Source organism: Phyllobacterium calauticae, assembly GCF_019991125.1.
Taxonomy (GTDB): domain Bacteria; phylum Pseudomonadota; class Alphaproteobacteria; order Rhizobiales; family Rhizobiaceae; genus Phyllobacterium; species Phyllobacterium calauticae.
In genome coordinates, this window is record NZ_JAGENB010000002.1 from 1,132,578 (window position 1) to 1,151,473 (window position 18,896).

Annotated in this window: 24 protein-coding genes; 16 read left to right on the top strand and 8 right to left on the bottom strand. The window is 53.9% G+C overall.

All coding sequences use genetic code 11. From position 1 onward, the window contains the following. The first annotated feature begins 64 nt into the window (after positions 1-64). Genes J1W56_RS11550 through J1W56_RS11590 form a run of 9 tightly spaced genes read left to right on the top strand, consistent with a single transcriptional unit; the run spans position 65 to position 9,645 of the window. Positions 65-256 (top strand): hypothetical protein, encoded by a 192-nt coding sequence (locus J1W56_RS11550; protein WP_223613389.1) that lies wholly within the window; start codon positions 65-67, stop codon positions 254-256. Beyond that, positions 246-569, top strand: a complete 324-nt coding sequence (locus J1W56_RS11555; RefSeq protein WP_223613390.1) for a hypothetical protein — start codon at positions 246-248, stop codon at positions 567-569. Before J1W56_RS11550 ends, J1W56_RS11555 begins: the two co-directional genes overlap by 11 nt. Next, the gene (locus J1W56_RS11560) at positions 566-1,177 is read left to right on the top strand and encodes a phage adaptor protein (RefSeq protein WP_223613391.1); all 612 of its coding nucleotides are present in this window, start codon (positions 566-568) and stop codon (positions 1,175-1,177) included. Before J1W56_RS11555 ends, J1W56_RS11560 begins: the two co-directional genes overlap by 4 nt. Further along, positions 1,174-1,776, top strand: a complete 603-nt coding sequence (locus tag J1W56_RS11565) for a phage adaptor protein (protein WP_223613392.1) — start codon at positions 1,174-1,176, stop codon at positions 1,774-1,776. The genes J1W56_RS11560 and J1W56_RS11565 overlap by 4 nt, the downstream gene beginning before the upstream one ends. Beyond that, entirely contained in the window at positions 1,773-3,383 is a 1,611-nt protein-coding gene (locus J1W56_RS11570; protein ID WP_223613393.1) for a hypothetical protein, read from the top strand. Before J1W56_RS11565 ends, J1W56_RS11570 begins: the two co-directional genes overlap by 4 nt. Continuing rightward, a complete protein-coding gene (locus tag J1W56_RS11575; RefSeq protein ID WP_223613394.1) occupies positions 3,380-3,850 on the top strand; it encodes a GNAT family N-acetyltransferase in 471 nt (156 codons plus the stop codon). Before J1W56_RS11570 ends, J1W56_RS11575 begins: the two co-directional genes overlap by 4 nt. 6 nt (positions 3,851-3,856) lie before the next feature. Continuing rightward, positions 3,857-5,125, top strand: coding sequence for a tail fiber domain-containing protein (locus tag J1W56_RS11580; RefSeq protein WP_319025539.1), 1,269 nt, complete (start codon positions 3,857-3,859; stop codon positions 5,123-5,125). Next, complete coding sequence (locus tag J1W56_RS11585; protein WP_223613396.1) at positions 5,126-7,597, top strand: hypothetical protein; 2,472 nt, start codon at positions 5,126-5,128, stop codon at positions 7,595-7,597. Continuing rightward, on the top strand, positions 7,597-9,645 hold the full coding sequence (locus tag J1W56_RS11590; RefSeq protein WP_223613397.1) for a hypothetical protein: 2,049 nt from the start codon (positions 7,597-7,599) through the stop codon (positions 9,643-9,645). The genes J1W56_RS11585 and J1W56_RS11590 overlap by 1 nt, the downstream gene beginning before the upstream one ends. Here J1W56_RS11590 and J1W56_RS11595 read toward each other — a convergent pair. Then, positions 9,619-9,855, bottom strand: coding sequence for a hypothetical protein (locus J1W56_RS11595; protein WP_223613398.1), 237 nt, complete (start codon positions 9,853-9,855; stop codon positions 9,619-9,621). The genes J1W56_RS11590 and J1W56_RS11595 overlap by 27 nt on opposite strands. A 227-nt stretch (positions 9,856-10,082) precedes the next feature. After that, the gene (locus tag J1W56_RS11600; RefSeq protein WP_223613399.1) at positions 10,083-10,397 is read right to left on the bottom strand and encodes a hypothetical protein; all 315 of its coding nucleotides are present in this window, start codon (positions 10,395-10,397) and stop codon (positions 10,083-10,085) included. A gap of 96 nt (positions 10,398-10,493) precedes the next feature. Between J1W56_RS11600 and J1W56_RS11605 the strand changes: the two genes are divergently transcribed. The 6 genes from J1W56_RS11605 to J1W56_RS11630 all read left to right on the top strand — a co-directional run bounded on the left by J1W56_RS11605 (position 10,494) and on the right by J1W56_RS11630 (position 13,876). Then, entirely contained in the window at positions 10,494-11,753 is a 1,260-nt protein-coding gene (locus J1W56_RS11605) for a flagellar hook protein FlgE (protein WP_223613400.1), read from the top strand. 10 nt (positions 11,754-11,763) lie between these two features. After that, positions 11,764-12,258, top strand: a complete 495-nt coding sequence (locus J1W56_RS11610) for a hypothetical protein (protein WP_223613401.1) — start codon at positions 11,764-11,766, stop codon at positions 12,256-12,258. Positions 12,259-12,294: 36 nt separating this feature from the next. After that, on the top strand, positions 12,295-12,996 hold the full coding sequence (locus tag J1W56_RS11615) for a lysozyme family protein (RefSeq protein ID WP_223613402.1): 702 nt from the start codon (positions 12,295-12,297) through the stop codon (positions 12,994-12,996). Positions 12,997-12,999: 3 nt separating this feature from the next. Continuing rightward, positions 13,000-13,194 carry a hypothetical protein gene (locus J1W56_RS11620; protein WP_223613403.1) on the top strand — a complete coding sequence of 65 codons (195 nt, stop codon included), beginning with the start codon at positions 13,000-13,002 and terminating at the stop codon, positions 13,192-13,194. Then, positions 13,187-13,426 (top strand): hypothetical protein, encoded by a 240-nt coding sequence (locus J1W56_RS11625; RefSeq protein ID WP_223613404.1) that lies wholly within the window; start codon positions 13,187-13,189, stop codon positions 13,424-13,426. Before J1W56_RS11620 ends, J1W56_RS11625 begins: the two co-directional genes overlap by 8 nt. Positions 13,427-13,555: 129 nt before the next feature. Beyond that, positions 13,556-13,876, top strand: a complete 321-nt coding sequence (locus J1W56_RS11630) for a hypothetical protein (RefSeq protein ID WP_223613405.1) — start codon at positions 13,556-13,558, stop codon at positions 13,874-13,876. A gap of 164 nt (positions 13,877-14,040) precedes the next feature. Here J1W56_RS11630 and J1W56_RS11635 read toward each other — a convergent pair whose 3' ends face one another. The 4 genes from J1W56_RS11635 to J1W56_RS11650 form a co-directional block, all read right to left on the bottom strand. Further along, positions 14,041-15,060: an AlbA family DNA-binding domain-containing protein gene (locus J1W56_RS11635; RefSeq protein ID WP_223613406.1), complete on the bottom strand. Its 1,020-nt coding sequence runs from the start codon at positions 15,058-15,060 to the stop codon at positions 14,041-14,043. A gap of 65 nt (positions 15,061-15,125) precedes the next feature. After that, positions 15,126-15,497, bottom strand: a complete 372-nt coding sequence (locus tag J1W56_RS11640; protein WP_223613407.1) for a hypothetical protein — start codon at positions 15,495-15,497, stop codon at positions 15,126-15,128. A gap of 24 nt (positions 15,498-15,521) precedes the next feature. Next, positions 15,522-15,764 (bottom strand): hypothetical protein, encoded by a 243-nt coding sequence (locus tag J1W56_RS11645; RefSeq protein ID WP_223613408.1) that lies wholly within the window; start codon positions 15,762-15,764, stop codon positions 15,522-15,524. Positions 15,765-16,144: 380 nt separating this feature from the next. After that, a complete protein-coding gene (locus J1W56_RS11650; RefSeq protein ID WP_223613409.1) occupies positions 16,145-17,077 on the bottom strand; it encodes an AbiU2 domain-containing protein in 933 nt (310 codons plus the stop codon). Positions 17,078-17,126: 49 nt separating this feature from the next. On the opposite strand from J1W56_RS11650, the gene J1W56_RS11655 reads away from it, so the two are divergent. Continuing rightward, complete coding sequence (locus J1W56_RS11655; protein ID WP_223613410.1) at positions 17,127-17,753, top strand: hypothetical protein; 627 nt, start codon at positions 17,127-17,129, stop codon at positions 17,751-17,753. 71 nt (positions 17,754-17,824) lie between these two features. Here the strand turns inward: J1W56_RS11655 and J1W56_RS11660 are convergent, their stop codons facing one another. Together J1W56_RS11660 and J1W56_RS11665 are read right to left on the bottom strand one after the other, a co-directional pair. Next, a complete protein-coding gene (locus J1W56_RS11660) occupies positions 17,825-18,355 on the bottom strand; it encodes a hypothetical protein (RefSeq protein ID WP_223613411.1) in 531 nt (176 codons plus the stop codon). Further along, positions 18,352-18,768 (bottom strand): hypothetical protein, encoded by a 417-nt coding sequence (locus J1W56_RS11665; RefSeq protein ID WP_223613412.1) that lies wholly within the window; start codon positions 18,766-18,768, stop codon positions 18,352-18,354. The genes J1W56_RS11660 and J1W56_RS11665 overlap by 4 nt, the downstream gene beginning before the upstream one ends. Positions 18,769-18,896: the final 128 nt, after the last annotated feature.

An 18,896-nucleotide genomic window follows, 5' to 3' on the forward strand; every position in this document is an offset into this window, starting at 1 on the left:
CGATCGGTTGGCGCAGCATGGCGGGGGCTTTGGCCCCCGTTTCCCCTCAACGGAGACTACAACCATGGCAGACAAAAACACACCGGACCCGGAACAGGTTGGCACTCAAGAAGGCACGTTGGAAGTGCTGATCCTGCGTGGCTACTTCCATGAAGACGGTAAACAGATTGATCCGGGTACGATTATCGAGCTTCCCCTGTCGGAAGCCAAGGCCGCAATCAGAAACGAGATTGCGACGTTCCCAGATGAAGCTTGATCGGCCCTACCGTCACGGCGAGGTCATCGAGGATGACCCCGTTCGCGGCTTCCGTCGTATCTGGTTCGACATTGACGACAATTATGGCGTCGTGAAAACCGAATATTACGCCACAAACGAACTGCTCGACAAAAACGCAGCAGAACGGGCCGAAAACCAGAAATGGGGCGAATTCGGCAAGGTCGCATCAATCCCCCTCAACCTTTTCTACAAAGAGCTGCTCCCCGCCGTGCAGGCCAAAGACGACGATTATATCCGTCGCTGGCTCCAGAATGGCGATAACGCAGGCTGGCGGACGCGAGACAAACTATGAGCGCTATCAACGGATATGCTGACCTTCTCGTGACCGCTGGGGAATATTCCAGCCGGAACGACATCGCGCACCTGTTTTCCCGGTTTATCGGTATGGCCGAAATGAAACTCAATCGCCGGTTGCGTGTCGGCGATATGGAAAAGACGGCCACTGTCACGTTGACGGACGGCGCTGGCCCATTGCCGCCAGACTTCATTGAGGCTCGGGCAGTTTCAATGCCGGATGGCCGGGTGTTGCGTTCATATTCGCTGCAGGCGCTTCTTGGCAGATACAATCATCGTATTCGATTGACCCACGCGCCGGATGCCTTCGCCATCGTCGGCAAGACGATGACTGTCAGGCCGATTTGGGGCGGTGACGTGCAGGTCACTTACTACGCGGCTTTACCCTCCCTGAAGCCGACAAACCCCACAAATTGGCTGCTCGATATAGCCCCAGACATCTATCTCTATGCGCTGGTCGAGGAAATCGCGATCTGGGCCAAGGATGTGGCTGGGGCAGGAGCGGCAGCCAGCCTAAAGGAGCAGGCTATCAAATCGTTCATTGTGAATGATGAGATTGCCCGTTTCGGTCAGAACAAAATCAGCATTGGCGGGCCAACCCCATGACCCTGATAACTGTCATCAATGACGCTTGCGATATCGTTTCCCTCGACCGGTTCGACACTGTCTATGGGAACGTCAATCCGAATGCCCAGACCATGCTCCAGTTTGCGCAGGATGCTGGCGAGGAAATTGCGCGCCGGGTCGATTGGGAAAAGACGCTCAAGACGGCAACTGTTCCCACGTCACCCTATGCATTGGACGAGAGTTTCCAGCGTTTGATAACAGGCGGGGCCGTCACGACAGCGGCAGGTGATTTCGTTCGTCCTGTCTCCAACGGCGGCGAGTGGACAGTAATCAAACAAGTTCCTTCGTCGCAGCCGTATTTCTTCATCCGGGGCGGAAAGATGCTCTTCGCTCCTGCCTCAGCGGGAACCGCCGCCGTCATCGAGTATGTATCAAAGAACTGGGTCATGGCCGGTACGGACGAGAAATCCAAGTTCACGGCCGATGACAACACATTCCTGTTTCCAGAGCGTCTGCTGACAATGGGGCTGATCTGGCGCTGGAAGCGACAGAAGGGCCTGACATTCGACGACCAGCTTGCGGAATTCGAGGCGGCGCTTGCCTTTGAGATTGCCGCGGATCGGGGAGCTTCACAATGATCGTTCGTCCTGGGCGTGTTGCGCAGACCAATCGCGGCAGCGTTTCGGTAGGAGGCAGGTCCACCGGAACACCCATCACGTTTCCAGCTCCTAAGCTTGGCCTCGTATCAAATTATGATCTGATGGCGGAGCAGGCGGGTGCGGCAAGCGTATTGCAGAACTTCTTTCCGACTTTGAAGGGTGCTCGCATTCGCGGTGGCTCCGTCAAGAAAGCGCTTCTGGCAGGCCTTGGAAATGTCCGCAGCGCCTTCAACTACCGCTTCGGTGGCATCGAAAAGATGTTCATGGCGACTGACACTGGCATATTCGAAGTCACCAGCCCATCAGCGCCACCGGTAACGACACCGGCGAGCCTCGGTAGTCAAACCTCGGGCAATTGGACGGTTGTCCAGCATACGACCCAAGGCACATCCATGATGGTGTGTGTCAACGGGTCTGACCCGCGTCAGCTCTACAATGGAACGGCATGGGTCACGGCCCCGGCAATGACATTCACCGACGGTACGACCACCAATCAGCTCAACTATGTATGGCTGTTCAAGAACCGTGAGTTCTTCCTGAAGAATGGCACAATGGATGCCTATTATCTTGATCTGAATTCAATCGGCGGTGCGGCAAAAGTTCTGCCGCTTGGTGGGGTCATGAAGAAGGGCGGTTCGCTCCTGACTGGTTTCTCATGGTCAATTGAAAGCGGCGACGGCCTCAATGACATGTGTTGCTTCATCAGTACCGAGGGCGAGGTTGCTGTTTACGCCGGTGACGATCCGAACACGCTGGCAAGCTGGTCGCTGAAAGGTGTCTACCAGATCGGAAAACCGCTCGGGAAAAACGCTTGGATCAGGGCAGGTGCAGACGTACTTATTGCCACGACGGACGGTTTTCTGCCCATGTCGCAGGTTTTCCAGCGTGATCGGCAGGCGCTATCGCTGGTTTCAGTCAGCCGGCCGATTGAGGACGAATGGCGCGCTGCGGCATCCGCAACCGGCACAGGCTGGACAATTACTCAGTGGATCGAGCGCAATCTTGTTTTTATCACGTTCCCGAAAAACGTGGTCATGCAGGATACGACATTTGTCTTGAACGTCCTAACTGGTCGCTGGTCGATCATCACCAACTGGAATGCGAGTTGCTTTTCGACGCTGCAAGGCAGTTTGTTTTTCGGATCGACGGGAGGCTATGTCTGGCAGGGCGACACGACAGGGACGGACGACGGTTTGCCATTCACTGCCGCCTATCTCTCGCAGTTCCTTGCTGGCGGGAACGTCGGTCAGCGCAAGACGGCTACAATGGCCCGTATGCTGATCAGAGGGAAAGCCAAGCCGAATGTTCTATTGTTCGCTCGCGCTGATATGAACAAGACCATTCCGGCATTTTCAGAAGTGTCGATCGGTAACCAGCAGTCATCCGAATGGGATGTTGGCCTATGGGACCATGCCGTATGGGACGGTGTTTCAACCCGCAATGACTATTGGTATCGCCAGAATGTCCGGGCCTCCGGTGATACACTTGCACTTGGCTGCATCATCGTTTCCGGTGGTCAGTATGCGCTCGATGCCGAGATAGATATCGGCGCGCTACAGGTCGAGGTAGGTGAGGCCAGCGCATGATTATCGTCTGGGCTGACGAGACGAGTTGTCCCGAGATCAACGACGGCATCGGGCAATTCGTCGCCTCTCATATCTTGGGGTGTGATCGAGGCTTCGAAAAATTCAATAGCCTGGGCGTCATCGATAAGGATCGGCTCATTGCCGGGGTGATCTATCACAATTGGTCCCCTGAAACCGGTGTCATTGAATTGTCGGCAGCATCTACAAGCCCGCTTTGGCTGACGGTGCCAGTTCTCAATGCCATGTTCGACTACCCGTTCCGGCAGCTTGGTTGTCAAATCTGCATTCTCAGGGTGTCTGAGCGCAATCAGCGCATGCGGCGCATTCTCGACAGGTTCGGCTTTTCCTCGGTTCGTGTGCCCCGGCTCCGGGGGCGGGACGAAGCCGAAATCATCTTCACGCTGACCGATGATGCGTGGAATTCACACAAGTTCAATGCCAGACAGGGAGAGCGCGCCAGCGCTTGATTGCCAATGGGAAAATCTGCACCAAAAGCACCCGATCCAAAAGAGACAGCAGCCGCTCAGACCGGGACGAATGTCACGACAGCGCTTGCAAACGCGCAGCTCGGCAACGTCAACAAATATGGTCCTGACGGCAGCGTGACCTATTCCACGAACGGCAGCAAGCAGTTCCGTGACCCCACAAACGGGGCGGTTTACGACATTCCGCAATATACCCAGACGACCACGCTTTCGCCGCAACAGCAGGCGATCAAGGACCAGACGGACGCCGCGCAGCTGAACTTGGGCCAGCTCGCCAACTCGCAGTCGTCGCGACTACAAGGGCTTCTTGGTACGCCATTCACGCTCAACGGCCTTCCGGCTGGCGGCGATGCGTCGAAAATTACCGCGCCGAACTATCAGCAGTTTCAGGGCGGTCCTGATCTGAAAACCTCGTATGTTGATGACTTTTCAAAGGACAAACAGGCTGTTCAAGACGCGCTCATGTCGCGTTTGCAGCCGTCCCTCGACAGGGATCGGGCTGCACTTGAACAGCGGCTTGCCAATCAGGGTATCCAGATTGGGTCTGATGCATATAAGGCAGCAATGGACGACTACGGCCGCACGTCAAACGATGCGCGCACATCTACTTTGCTCGCTGCAGGGCAGGAGCAGTCGCGTCTTGCCGGCCTATCCCGCGATCAGGCGACTTTCGGCAACAGCTCGTTGCAGCAGATGTTCCAGAACAAGAATACCACGACTGGCGCGAATAACTCCCTGCAAGACCAGTTGACCAATGCGCAGCTTGCCCAGTTCAATGCAGCAAATACGCAACGCCAGCTCGCAACGAGCGAGAAATTCGCGGAGCGCAATCAGCCGATGAATGAAATCTCCGGGCTTCTTTCGGGTTCGCAGATCAGCATGCCGCAGTTCGGCGCTTCGAATATGCCTTCGATACCGACCGTCGATTATGCTGGTCTGGTCAACCAGAAATACCAGAGCGATGTGAATGCCTATAATCAGAAAATGGGCATGACGAACGGTATCGTCGGTGGTCTCTTCGGTCTTGGAGGCAAGTTGATTGCCGCATCAGACGAACGGGTCAAGAAGGACATCCAGAAAGTGGGTAAGGCCAACGGCCACAACCTATACATGTACCATTACAAGGGCGAGCCGGACGACGCTCCGATGCGTCTCGGTCTGCTCGCCCAGGAAGTCAAAAAGAAAAAACCTTCGGCCGTCGTCAAGATGCCGGGCGGGCTTCTCGCCGTCGATTATGGCAAAGCATTGGGGGCTTAAATGTCGGTTCAGTCATTCATCTTCGGCCCCGGCCAGAAATACAAGACGCAGGAAGACTTGGACCGGGCTCGCGCCATGGTGCGGGACATTTACGGCAATATCGGCTCCCCGAGGACCATTGGTGAAGGTCTATCAGCACTTGGTGATGGTATCATGGCCAACGTCATGAACCGCAGGATTTCGCAGGGACAGGGCGAGTTTGACAAGAACCGCGCCAGTGCAGACGCAGGTTTCTTGAGCGGTATGTCGGGTCTGAGCGCTCCGGCATTTCCGTCCTCTGTTGCCGCTGGAGGTTCGCCCACCGCTCCAGCCGCGACCGGTGTGCAGGCTCCAGATGCAGAAGCCAGTGCGCTCCCATCTTCTCTGTTGGGTGCGCTCGACAAAACAGAAGGGGGCGGAAATTATGACACCCTCTATGGTAACGCTCAGCGCAACGGCGGAGCATTTTCGGGCATCAATGTTTCACAGATGCCAATCAAGGATGTTCTGGCCTTTTCTGACCCGAATGGGCGATATGCGCAGTCAGTCAAGAGCCAGATCGGGCGCGTTGCAACTCCCATGGGACGGCATCAGATTGTCGGCACGACATTGAGAAATGCTGTCGATCAGATGGGGCTTGACCCGAATACGCCCTTTGATCGCAATACGCAGGACGCGATCGCTACTCATTTGGCGCGCAGCCGCGTATCCGCATCTGGTACCATGGAAGGAAAGATTGCCGGTCTTAGGTCAGAGTGGGCTGGGCTAAAAAATGTTCCAGATGCTCAACTGGTTCAGATCGTGAATGATCTTGAGAACGGCAGATCAACACCTCAGCCCACGCAAGTTGCTTCACTCGATCCATCGTCAGGAATGGAGCAGGCATACGCACCAGCTCGGCCACAACCGAGCGCAGCAGCGCAGGCAATCAATCAGGTTGCACCGCAGCAAAACAACTACCCGGAAGCCGGGAAAGTTGCGCCGGTAGACTGGACAGACCAGCCGCAATTCTCGGTTGCAGCCGGTATGCAGTTCGCAAACGGCCAGCAGCCGCAAGGCCAGCAAGTTGCATCTTTGCCGCCTCAGCAGTCACAAACGCCACAGGCGGGGCAGGATGGCCGTTTGCCGGGTGTTTCTGATGCTATGCTGCGCGCCAATGACCAGATGATGGGCGGCATGTTCTCGCCGCAGGGTCAACAGCCAGTTCAGGTTGCTGACAACGGCGGGTATTTCCCGCCCGCACCCGATGCAAACCAGACGACCCAACAACAGCCCCGGCAGAACGGCAATCAGCTCGAATTCTACGCCCGGCAGATGAGTAATCCTTATCTCTCACCGGAAATGAAGAAGCTCGCCCTCTACCAGTACCAGCAAGAAGCCGAGCGCCAGCAAAAAGCATCGGATCCGATGTATCAGTTGAACTTGCAGAAAGGCCAGTTGGAGATCGATGCCCTGAAGCGAGGCAAATCTGCTTTGCTGAATGCAGGCAATGGACAGCTCTACAATCCAAACACAAATCAGTGGATCACCGCGCCGGATAGCGGGAAGGACAAAGAGACGACCGACATTCAGAACTATAATTTCGCGAAGCAGAACGACGGATATACCGGCACGCTTGCCGACTGGGTGAACAACGTCAAGCGCGGCAAGAACAGTGCGACTGTGAATGGAAACACGATTGATCTTGAAAACCTTCCGCCTGTTTCGATGAACGAGCAGGGAACCCCCGATCCGGCCTCGCAGGCTGAATTCCTGTCAAAGCTCCCGACTTCCTTGCGCGCTCAGGTGCAGGGCATTTCTGAAGGTCGTATCCCGATTGAAAAAGTGACCTCAATGCGGGGTGGCGAACGTCAGGAATTGGCGCGCATCGTATCGCTGTTCGATCCAACATTTGACATGTCGCAGGCCGGGGCTCGCGTGGCGATCCGAAAGGACTATGCCGCAGGCGAAATGGCCAAGCTTGCCGCATCAAGCAATCTCGCGCTCCAGCATGCGGGTGGTATGCTCGATGCTGCGGAGAAGCTGGATAACGGTCAATATCCATGGGTCAACGCTGCTGGCAACTATTTCGCCAGCAAGACGGGGCAGGGCGCACAATCCGCGTTCGAAACATATCGTCTTGGCGTGGCTGACGAGCTGGGCAAAGCCTTCCACGGTGTCGGCGCTGTACCGGTCGAGACCGTCAAGGAGTGGAAAAACGCCATTAGCACGAGCAGTTCACCGGAGCAGTTGCGTGCTGCGGTCGATGCTGCCGTGCACATGCTGGCTGCGCGTACCGAGACTTACAATCAGCGATACAGGAACGTCATGGGTCAGGACGCCCCCAGCTTCCTTACGCCGGAGTCGGTTAAGACCCTGACCAAGATGGGGATTGATCCAAGCACCCTTGATCCTCGCTACGTAGATAAAAGCGCGGGCAGGGGCTCTCCGTCGTCGGGCGGCGCCGGTCAGCCGGTCAACATCAATGGCTATACGATCAAGAAGGTGCAGTAATGGCGAAATTCCAAATCACAGCCCCCGATGGATCACAATATGAGATCGAGGGCGAGAACGAACAGGGCGCGATGCAGGCTTTGCAAACGCACCTCGGTTCGCAGCCGCCTGCACAGCCTGACGCCCCGGCGAATGACGGAACGGTTGGACCGACTTTCGCTCGCGGTGGCACTGCCATGCCCGAAAAGACGATGTTTGGCGGCGCGGATGCAGGGCGCAGCTTCGGTCAAGGCGTAGCAAACACCGTCATGTTTGGATTTAATGATGAAGCCGCTGCCGGTCTTGCCTCACTCCGGGCAAAGCTACCCGGTGGCAACGGCAAGAGCTATTCCGAGATCCTCGAAATGATCAGAAAGCAGGATAAGGCCGACGCTGAAGCCCATCCCGTGGCAAACGTCGGGGGAATGCTTACAGGTGGTCTGGCTGGCGGCCTTGGTCTGGCCAAGTCAGGTCTTTCACTCACGGCCAGAGCTGCAAACTCAGGACAAGGACTTCTGCGGACTGCTGGTGCTTCTGCAATTGAAGGCAGCTTGCTCGGCGCGGGGCAGGGTTTTGGAAATGGCAAAGATGGTTTTTTGGATCGTACCATTAACGCCGGGAAAGGTGCCGCTATGGGTGGCGTTCTTGGCGGAGCCGTCCCGCTTGGCCTTGCTGCAGGCGGAGCGGCAATAAAGCCGTTGATTGCACCTTTTGCTGCTCGCGCCAATCCTGAGAAATATGCGGAACTTGCTCTTGGCGCTGGGTTGCGCCGGTCTGGCACAACGCCTGAAAAGGTTTCAAAAGCCCTTCAGAGCGCTGCCGATGACGGACAGGACGTATTCAACATTGCAGACGCTATGGGGCTGTCTGGACAGCGCTTGCTCTCGACGGTGGCACGAACACCGAACGATGCTCGTCAGGAAGTCGTTGGGGACTTACTGCGTCGTCAGACGGGGCAAGGAACGCGCCTGTCAAATGCACTAGCGGAAGGGTTTGGCGCACCCGACACGGCAGCGCAGCGCGTTGCCAGCCTCACAACGGCACGTGATCGTGCAGCAGACCTGAACTATATGAAATCTCGGCTCAACGCCGGGCTGGTAGATTTGCAGCCATCAATCAGCTTCGTGGATGACTATATCAGCCCGGGTGTTCAGAAGCTGGTTTCGCCGGCCGATGGTATCGCGCCGGATGGCATCGAGAGTGCTCTATCCGCCTATCGTGGCCGGATGACTGATGGCAATTCCGTTCTCACGGACTTCAACCGCTCGTTGACGCTGAAAAAGGATGTTTCGGACGCAATCAAGAAGGCAGAGCGATCCGGTGAGGGCAATCGCGCTCGCGTTCTCGGCATGCTCAACAAGCAACTCGACAGTGCGCTTGAAGAGGCATCGCCAGCCTACCGTACCGCGAATGACACCTTCAAAACACAGAGCGGTGTCATAGACGCGGTAGATACCGGCACTCAGGCGGCTTCAGGTCGTGCAAGGGCGGCAGACAACATCGCGAACTTCAATGTGATGACGCCAGAACAGCAGGCTGCTTTCCGCCCAGGCTATGCTGATCCATGGATTGCAAAGGTTGAGGCCGCCACACAGTTGCCGACGACAAACAAGGCGCGAATGCTGATCTCGGACAAGACACGCCAGGAGTTTCCGGCGTTTGCGGTGCCGGGCGAGGGCGCGAAAATGTCCCGGCGGATCGGTCGCGAACAGCGCATGTATGAAACTTTGAATTCTGCAATTGGTGGTTCGAAGACCGCTGACAACATGGCGGATATGGCTGACATGGCCCAGTTCGATCCGGCAATTTTTCACAATCTGCTGAAAGGTGACTGGAAACACGCCGCGTTTACCGCAGCTCTGCGCGGCATGAATGAGGTCAAGGGTCTGCCACCATCGGTTGTGGAGCGAGTTGGCCGGACCTTGATGCAATCGGATCCGCAGGCGGCGTTGAATGTGCTCAACAATGCAGCGAAGCGTGGTCAGGTTTCAGCGAAAAACCGCGCGCTGGTAGCGACAATGCTCAACAATATCGGCGGAGCATCAGCGGGGCGGCTTGGTGCGCCATGAATCTGGAACTTTGTTGCCGGTGATTTCAATGGCCCAAGCCGTAAGCGTCATGCCGGCTAATCCACCAAGTGCCAGTGCCCACCAATCCGGCTTGTTGGCATAGAAGTAAGTAACAGCACTAAATGCTATGAGAACGGCCAAATACTTCCACGGCGATGGGAAATTCCGGTCGATCCGAGGTTCGTCGTTGTCGTGCTCGATCTGGTGCATCGGTTGTCCGGTTGTTCATCATTCGTTCCGGACAATATGGCTCAAGGCCATCGAAAAGAAAATCCCCTCATTTGCAATAAATCCACCCGGTGGGCGGTCAATCTATGGAGAAAGGAAGAGTACATGAAAGATCACAGGCAAAAATTGATGCTGCATCCAAGCTGGCGATTCAGATCAGGAATCGTTTTCTTCGTCGCCAGAATGTTGAGAGTGCCGATATCCTACGCCTAGGCCTTCTGTAGATAAGGCATTAGGGCGAATATATCATCGTCAGCATTGGGACCAAATATTCGAGCACTTTGCGTGTCTAAAGACCTGATAAGAACGAGGTCATAGGTAGGAGATACCGCATTCTTCGCTGTAGAAACTACTTGCTCAATCGTTTTATCAGCGCTGAATAAGATAAACGATGTGGTTTTCTCCCAATAATTCGCGCCAGAAATTTGATGAATTGCAGAATATAGAGCATTCCAGCGCGTGCTGTAATCACGTCCGCCGATTGTGCGATCATCCAATGTAAAAGATAACCAATAAGTAGCCATTCAACCCTCCCATTATTCTTTGGATAATCTTGCCAATCAAAGTTCAAAGAGTCGATAGCCGTCCTTCTCAGGGCGCGCTTTTCTATGGAGAATGCCATGCCAAGAACAGGCGGTATCTATAACGCTCCGGCTGGAACGAAAGGTATCCCGAATACCACGATCCAGTCAGCGCCGTACAATGCCCTGATTGATGATCTGGTGCAGGATGCAAATGCTGCACGTCCAATCACGGCGGGCGGGACCGGGGCGACCAATGCTACCGACGCTCGACTGAACATCGGCGCATTGGCCTCCGCCGATCTGCTCGCAGCTCCCACGAAAGCCGTCCCGGTCGATAATGATGGCATGGTCATCACGGATAGCGAGGACAGCGGCAAAATCAAGCGTGTGCTCTGGTCTGTGATCAAGGACAAGCTCAAGGCCTTTTTTGATCCGATCTATCAGCGTGCTTTGGACGCTGTAGGCGCTATCGAGCTGAACAATGCACTTGCAGCCAATGCCGACACGCTCATCGATTTTCATTCCAGCTTCCCTGCAGTTGACTTCGATTTTCGGATTATTCGTAGGAGCGGCGTCAACGGTGCTGCGGAGCTTTACAACAACGGCACTGGCGGCATGGCATTCAGGTCCGCAGGCGGCGGGTTTTCATTTGATAAGGATATAACTACTTCGGGATCGTTCCAAGCTAACGGCGGATCGTTGAACGTTCAGGCTGCCACTAGCGGTGGCAACGCCCACACTTGGTACCGCAAGAAGGACGGTAATTGGGGGGTCATCACTTACATGGACGGTGCGTCAGGTGCGTACACCGTGTCCATGGCCAACGGTGTTTCGTTCAATTTTAACACCGATGGGACGTTCAATGCGGGCGGCAAAGTGTACGCCGGTGCCGGGGCCTATCTCAACACTGACGGTAACCCGTACGGTTCTCGCTGGAATACTTGGGGAAGCTACTACGCTTTCGACGCTATCAACGCTCGCATTGAACAGCGCGCAAGTGACTATGCCAACGCTGTTGTCGCCAACCGGCCCACCGGGGATCGTTGCTGGGCAGTAGGATTTTGGGATGGTGATGGGGCACAGCCCTATTTCAACGGCGCTCCCGGCGTTACCCGCTTCCCGTGCGACAAGTCCACCGTGGACTCAATGGCAGTGTTCGCGCTCCTACAGTACACCGGCCCGGCTAGTAGCCTCGGCCCAAATCAGCTCATCAACTCGGCAGAACTCGCTTATGCCAACGTTGGGAGCGGCGATGCGGCTTACCGGCCTCAGGGAACTTGGATGCTGTTTGGTCGCATCAACAGGGCTGTCGGAACCCCTCAGGGGCTTATCTCAATTTGGCAACGGAAATACTAAGGGGTCAGCGATGAACGATGACGCAATTCCACAGGTCGCAGAAGCCAACCCTCCGGGGCTTTGGTATACGGCTGTCACCAATCCACGTTACGAAAACGACAACCGCATCAGCTGTTTCGTCACATTTACCGATGGCGTGACAGCGCCCTTCACGTGCGGTCCCAATGACAGCATGGATTATGCGAGGGATATCTACGCCCGCGCCGCGGCTAACGATTTCGGGCCGGTCGCGCCTTATGCTCCACCGGTGGTCGCACCCAGCAGCCGCACGCTTTCGCCTGATCAGTTTTACACCCTTATCGACAGTCTGGGTAAACTCGATCAGTTCATGGCGGCGATTGAAGATGTCACACCAACAGCGAAAAAGCTGACCTGTCGCAACCAGTTCAATAACTCACTTTCCTTCACATGGGACATGGTTCTCATGACGCTCGTTGCGCCGAAAGTCTGGGGCGAGGCGTGGCAGGATAATCTTGCCGCCTCTTGGGTCGCAGCCTCCGCCTAACAGGCAAAAATACCTCCTCAAAATCAGGAAATCATCATGGACAGAACCATCCCTCGCGGGGCGGCGATCCTGCTCGACTTTGCGTATCGAACAGACGCCGGAAGCCCGCCGCCAGCATGCTATGAAACCATCTTCGGCAATCGTCAGAACCGCCTTTCCAAGCCCATCACAAAGATGACATTGGGCGAGTTGATCGACGCACAGCGTAACTGGTCAAACAATGCTTGGGTGAAGCAGAACTGGGGTTACGACAAGGCATCGTCAGCGTCCGGCGCGGCCCAGTTCATGCGGGCCACGCTTCAGGACCTATCGCGCGAGCTTGGTCTATCTGGGTCGCAGGTGTTCGATGCTGACTTTCAGGATCGGCTTGCCTACCATCTCCTGAAGCGGCGCGGCTATGAGGATTTCATGGCCGGGAAGATCAGCCGGGCGGAATTTGGCAGACGACTTGCGCAGGAATGGGCATCATTCCCAGTCCTCGCGGCCACCAAGGGCGGCTCTCGCGTCGTCAGTCGTGGCCAGTCCTTCTATGCCGGTGACGGCGTCAACAAGTCTCTGGTGGCGCCTGAGGCCGTGGAAGCTGTTCTTGACCGCGTGAAAGCTGCCGCTTCGGCTCCAGTCACGCCGACACCTGTTGAACCAGCAAAGCCGCAACCTACACCAGATCAGCCTGCCAAACCGCAATCGCTCTTTGCGATCCTCGCTGGCCTGCTCGGTCGCATCTTCAAGAATGGATAAGACATGTCTCAGCACAACAAGCTTTGGATTTCTCTCGTCATGGCCATTGCGGCATTCCTTCGCTCATATTCCGGCATTGACCTTGGCGTTGACGATGCGACGGCAACCGCCATCGTTGGCGCGATCTGGTCGGCGCTGGTCTGGCTTATCCCGAACGGAAAGCCGGTAAGCAAACCGGACGGTGATCAGAATGGCTAGTTTTTTATCCCTCATTTCGGGCGGCAATGGGCTCCTGGTAGCGCTTGGCGTGTTTCTGGCCGGATTGGTCGCCGCGTTTCTTAAAGGCCGCTCTGTGGAGCGAGGCAACCAGAAGGAAAGGAATTCCGATGCTCTGCAGAACCATTACAAGGACGTTGCTGATGCTGCTGATGCTCGTGGCCGCGTCAATGCTGACAGCGTGCGGGACAATGACCCTTATCGGCGCGACTGATCCTGTCAAAAGGGATGTGTGCAGCAAGGTATTCGGTCCGGTGACCTATTCCAGCCGGGACACCCCTGAAACCCAGTTACAGGCACGCCGAAACAACGCGGCCTATGACAGTTATTGCAAGGGGAAGAAATGACCGAAGCCAGCCAAGAACGCGCACTCGGTCGCCTTGAAAGTAAGGTTGATCTGATCCTTGTCGATAACGAGCGGGCTGTTCATTCCCGCAAGGAGCAGTATGAGAAGCTTGAGCAGATCACCCGGAAGGCCGATAGTACAGACCGGAAAATCGACAGCATCGACGGCCGATTAAAGGCCGTCGAAGAACCAGTTGCAGACTTTGAGAAGTGGCGCGAACGGGCAATCGGCGCATTGATGCTGGTCAGCTTTGTGTCGGCATCGTTGGGCGCTTTCATCCCTTGGATCATCAAAAAAATCACGACGCTTTTGACCTGAGAAATAGCTATTGAGGCCCGGTAGCGACTGCTTATCGATGGTAGAGCTTTCTCGCAACGATTATGTGGTTGTTTGTATCAGCTGTGATCCTTGGATCTATGGCGTTTGTGTTTAATGGAGGGGAGGTGTTCCATAGCAGGATCGGAGACATTCGGTATAGGTCATTAGTTAGGTGATCGTGTCTGCTTGACTATAGTGCCGTTTTCCCAGGGCTTATCTTTGAACTCAACACTTGTGAAATCGAACGCTCCGGAGAGCCCACGCATGCCCTTTGCTTTCAATTCAAAGCAAAGTTCTTCTTCAAAGGGAATGCCCTTATTGGGTTCAGCACTTACAACCTTGGAAGTGTATCGATCAATTAATGCATTGAAGCGTGTATAAGCAAATTTTCTAGAGTCGAGTGGGTGTAAAACAAAATCCGCGTCCGAATAATATTTCGCACTTTTTTCGTTATTTTCCATTGTAATATTCCCAAATTGGTACGGGGCGGGCCAATCGTACCTAATCCTCTGTAATTCTGGGAAATGAAGCATAGGGAACTCTGCGGAGACATCCCCTACGTTTGTAAGCCAAAACTCCATCTCGATAATTTGACGACCTAGCGTCAGCATACGGCTGGTAAAGCGTATCTCAAGCTCCAATTCAGGGGATGCGGTTCGTCGAAATGCGTCTTCAATGTCGTAGTGCTCCATCTCAAAAGTTGAAGCTCCACTCCGCTTGAAATAGCCTTTTTGACCGCTAGCTTCACTCCGATGTGGGCGCCTATCTGAACGGGGAACGACAACCACAACGTATCCTTTGGATGGATTATCCATGGAGGCAAATGAATGCACTTGGATACCAGAGTTTTTTGGTTGCAAAAGATTACCAACTTGAGAATTCAAATCTGAATGCGCTTGTTCATAATTGGAAAATGGCAACAAACTAGAAGCGCAATCTATTTTCTCATCATCTTTTCGGCATTGGACGCCGAAGACAAGTATTCCCCCAGCAGAGTTGCTGAACGCGGAAAGTGCTTTCGCAATCACACCTCTACCGTGTTTGGTGGCAATCCCATCGGCATCAAACACGGGTTGTTGGCCAAGCGCTTCTTTGAAATCCAGCTGTAGGCTTTCCTGAATTCTGTTCTTTATAGCATCGTGCAACGCTACTTCGCCTCGGGCAAGAATATCATCTATTTCCATTTCAAAAGCCCAGAATCTAGGTTGTGTTTTTATCGATGCTTGCGGTATCCACTTACTAATCCAGTTCATCCTAGCCGCGGCGATGACCCTATTTTAATCAATGCGGCCAATGTGATTGAAAAGATGAATATACTCGCCGGGATAAGGCCCCACATCGGTAGATAATCCAGAATTTTATGTGCACCAACCCACGAAACAGGTTTAGTCGCCCAAGTGAATCCAAAATATTTTAGGGCGTCCAGTAGTGAAACAGCGGTCCATTGACCTGTTCGTAGGTAACCCAAGACCTGATAGCCAAGTGAGATGAGACCAACCAAGCCCATCGCCATAAGCGCAATCACATATGCGCTTATGAGCCAAAGGACGATCGTTTTGAGAGGCATATCTTCGCTTTGTGGACGAGGATCATTTTTAATTTCTTCACGCCATTTTTCCAATCCATCCTCCCCCTCGTGACAAAGTCACTCCATGTCCGGTACATCACCCGACTGAAACAGAACAGTCGGTGGTCCGTATTCCCCAATGTCAGGTTGTGCTTCTCTCGCCCAGGCTATGACGCCGACGTGCTTGCCGGCCAGATCCCGAGCAGTTCGTATCGCACGGTCTTCGACCTCGAATTGCATTGCCTCAAATGCTGGCACGAGTTCACCTTCGTCACTGCGAGAGAAGGCCATAACAACTATGAGTTTTGCACGTGGGGCCATTAAGTATCCTTCCCTCAGAACTCCAGATTGCCCGAGCCCTCCCGGGAGTCAACTATATCGACGTTGCCTATCGTTCAGAGGCTTGTGTGGCCGTTCGAGGTCCCAGCGTTAAATTGCCGGTCGGCTCGCACGCATCTATGTCATCTTCATCAATGACCTTCTCGCCGCGCTCTGCGTCACGTTGGACAGCACGTTCGCTCTTACCTGTGATTTTTGCAGTCTCGGCAGTGAATCTATCGGCAGGAGCGGAATTAGTTTCGCCAAGTTGGCGAACCTTTTCCCGACAGACGCCTGTGGCCCCCAGTTTTGCTTCTGGATGCAATTCCTCATAGATCGCTTTGCGTCTTGCTGTCTGCGAAGCCCTGACAGTCGGAGTCAGATCATTGCGGTAAATATTCTTCAGGAAATAAGTCCTCTCCATCATCATCGGACGTCGAGCGATTTCCATCCCACTTCGACCAAAAGATATCCGCACTTCTCCGGTACGCACGAAGCTGGATCTCGACATCAATGAGAATTACGGCAGATCCAATCGCAAGGTTTTCCCATATGTCCGAACTGAGCTTTGCCATCTCAAATAGGTCATTTATCGTCGGACGGTTCTGTTCCTTGTAACTAGCCATATGTGCCAATTGCTTGTTTCGCATCTTCTTCAAGCGCTTAAGGCGACCGTCCTGGGCAACTGCATTGAAGGCTGATATGGCCCGTTTCAAACGCTCCGGGTCATGGGCATCCTGTAGATTATTGAGGGATGCCTCGCGCTCTAGGAATTCGATTGCTGTTTTGAGATGCCGGTCGTCTTCATACCTCACCGGTAGGAAAGCACGCGTTATGAACATATGAAGCCTGAAGAGCAGCCCGTCGATAACGAGTTGAGCGGCGCGACCGGCATTCGCCTCCTCGAGGGTGGCTTTGCACTCAGGGCTATCCCAGCGCTTGACAGTCTCGACCATCGCCAGGGAAAGAACGGCATCCTGGTACCCCAGTGCTGCGGCCTCGCGAAGGTTGTTCCACTCATTTTTGGCGATTGTTGGATTGTTAGGTGGGGACATAAGAACCATCTCGCACGCTTCCAAATCATCCTCATCAATGACGTGCTCAGCAACAGCATATGGCGGGCCATCGAACCATCCCTGCTGTTCCGCTTCAGTTCGGGACAATATCTGGTGACTGATCGTGTCACCTTGTTTCGCGGCCATCGTCATTTCATCGATACGAATGGCAATCACCACGCGGCTACCAACATCGGTGCAACGATAGGTCTTTCCCCATACCGTAAACTCAGTGCCGATGCTGAAGTCTGAGATTTTCATTCAGAATACTCCTCGAATGGCCGCGTCCTCACCTTGTGGATAGCAGGGATTGTCACAAATCGCCTTTGCCAACAGCGTTGATCCGTCCAACAGTGTTGAGATGTCTCTTCAGTATCATTCGACGCAAGCATTTAAAGCAATCCGTACGCGTGATCAGATCCGCAGGATTGGCTTTGTAAATGGCTATCCGCTCTGGACAGACGAAGAGGACGCGCACTGCCGACGGCTTTACCCAAACTACAACGCATTAGAACGTGTCCTTTCACGGCGAACGCGCCAGGCCATTGTGAAGCGTTGTTGGGTACTTGGTATAACCAGACATGTGCATCGATGGACCGATACCGAGCGATCGAGACTTCGATCATTGTATCAGTCGGCATCTTGGGCGGAGATAGACAAGGCCTTTCCATTCTCTACCCGTTCAAAGACACGAGCTGTTGCCAAGTCTTATGGTTTTCGTAGACCAAGACGCCCCTACAAGCCCACCGGGTTCGAAATCATCGACTGCTTACGAGATAGGGCATTTGTTTTGAAATTTACGATGCCCGATCTTGACGCCATGAGCAGGGGCAAGAAATATTTTACCAAAGCAAAATGGCGACGCGGCAAAATTGATGCGGCAATAATTAGCCGTGCGGCAAAAGCACTGGGCGGCAGGCTGGAAATAGAGTGGTAAAATTTGTGGAATCTTCGCCCCAAAAATCCTGTTAGAGACGATGAACGGCGCCCACTCTACATATTCATTGTTCATTGTTCATCGTCCCATTTAACTACGAGTCTTCCCCCGAGGGCTTTAACAGCATCGTACATCATGCCTGGAGAAATGATGTTTACTGAACCTGTTTTTGAAAAAAAATCGCCCTTGTATTTCAAACTGCGGTCGAAATCGCGCAAGCTCATCTTTCGCTCTTTGATTTTGGCGCGAATTTCATCGTACATTTTATTCCCAGTCAAAACCAACTCACGCTTTGCCAGCTTTAGTTTGCTGCGACACATAAATGACCGAATTGTTGGAGGATTGATATTCACAATTGCAGCAATATCGACGTAACGAAAACAGGTTTTTGCAAGCTCACGGATTTGTCGTTCTTGTATGTTTGTAATCCATTTACGGCCAGACAGATTGAGAACGTCGTTGGCTCGTTTTCTAATGCCGAGCGCAGATCTGTGAGGAAGTAATCGCAAAAGTTGCGGTTTATCGGTGAGATATAAGGCTATTACCAGATCATCCTCAGCCTGTTTCCAAAACCGTTGGGACGCTTCACGCGGACGGGTCATTGTGTTTTCTTTCGTGACGAGCGTTTTAAATCACTCGCAGTCTTCCCTGCATTGGCAAGTGCAACCGACGTTTTATCTTGTTGTTCTGGCTGGTGAATTTGCGGTGGTTCGCAGCGATTTAATCCAAGTGCGGCGACTCGATCTGGCGGCAGTGCAATAGGTTTCAAGACAATGTGCCAAAAAACACCTTCGTCGTTGTCAACGTTGTAGCGCTCAACCACCTCATATGCGTCATATGGAGCAGGAACGTCTTCATCGCCGTCATCTTCCCATTTGAGAGCGAGCACATCCCCGATCATTGGCACGAGGCCATCATACACTGCACTTGAATGCACTACGCCCTTGGTCAGCCTGCCGTCATCGATAAGCCAGTGAACGTAGATGTCGAAGGGTTCGGAAGATTGTAACGTCATTCTTCATGCTCTTTCCACGAAAATTATGTGCAGGGCGTGCTCCTTTGCCTCATCCAAATATTATTAACGTCATACCAAATGTCCGCCCATTTTCCAATGGACGCTAGTCGTAGTAGAGCACCACCCAA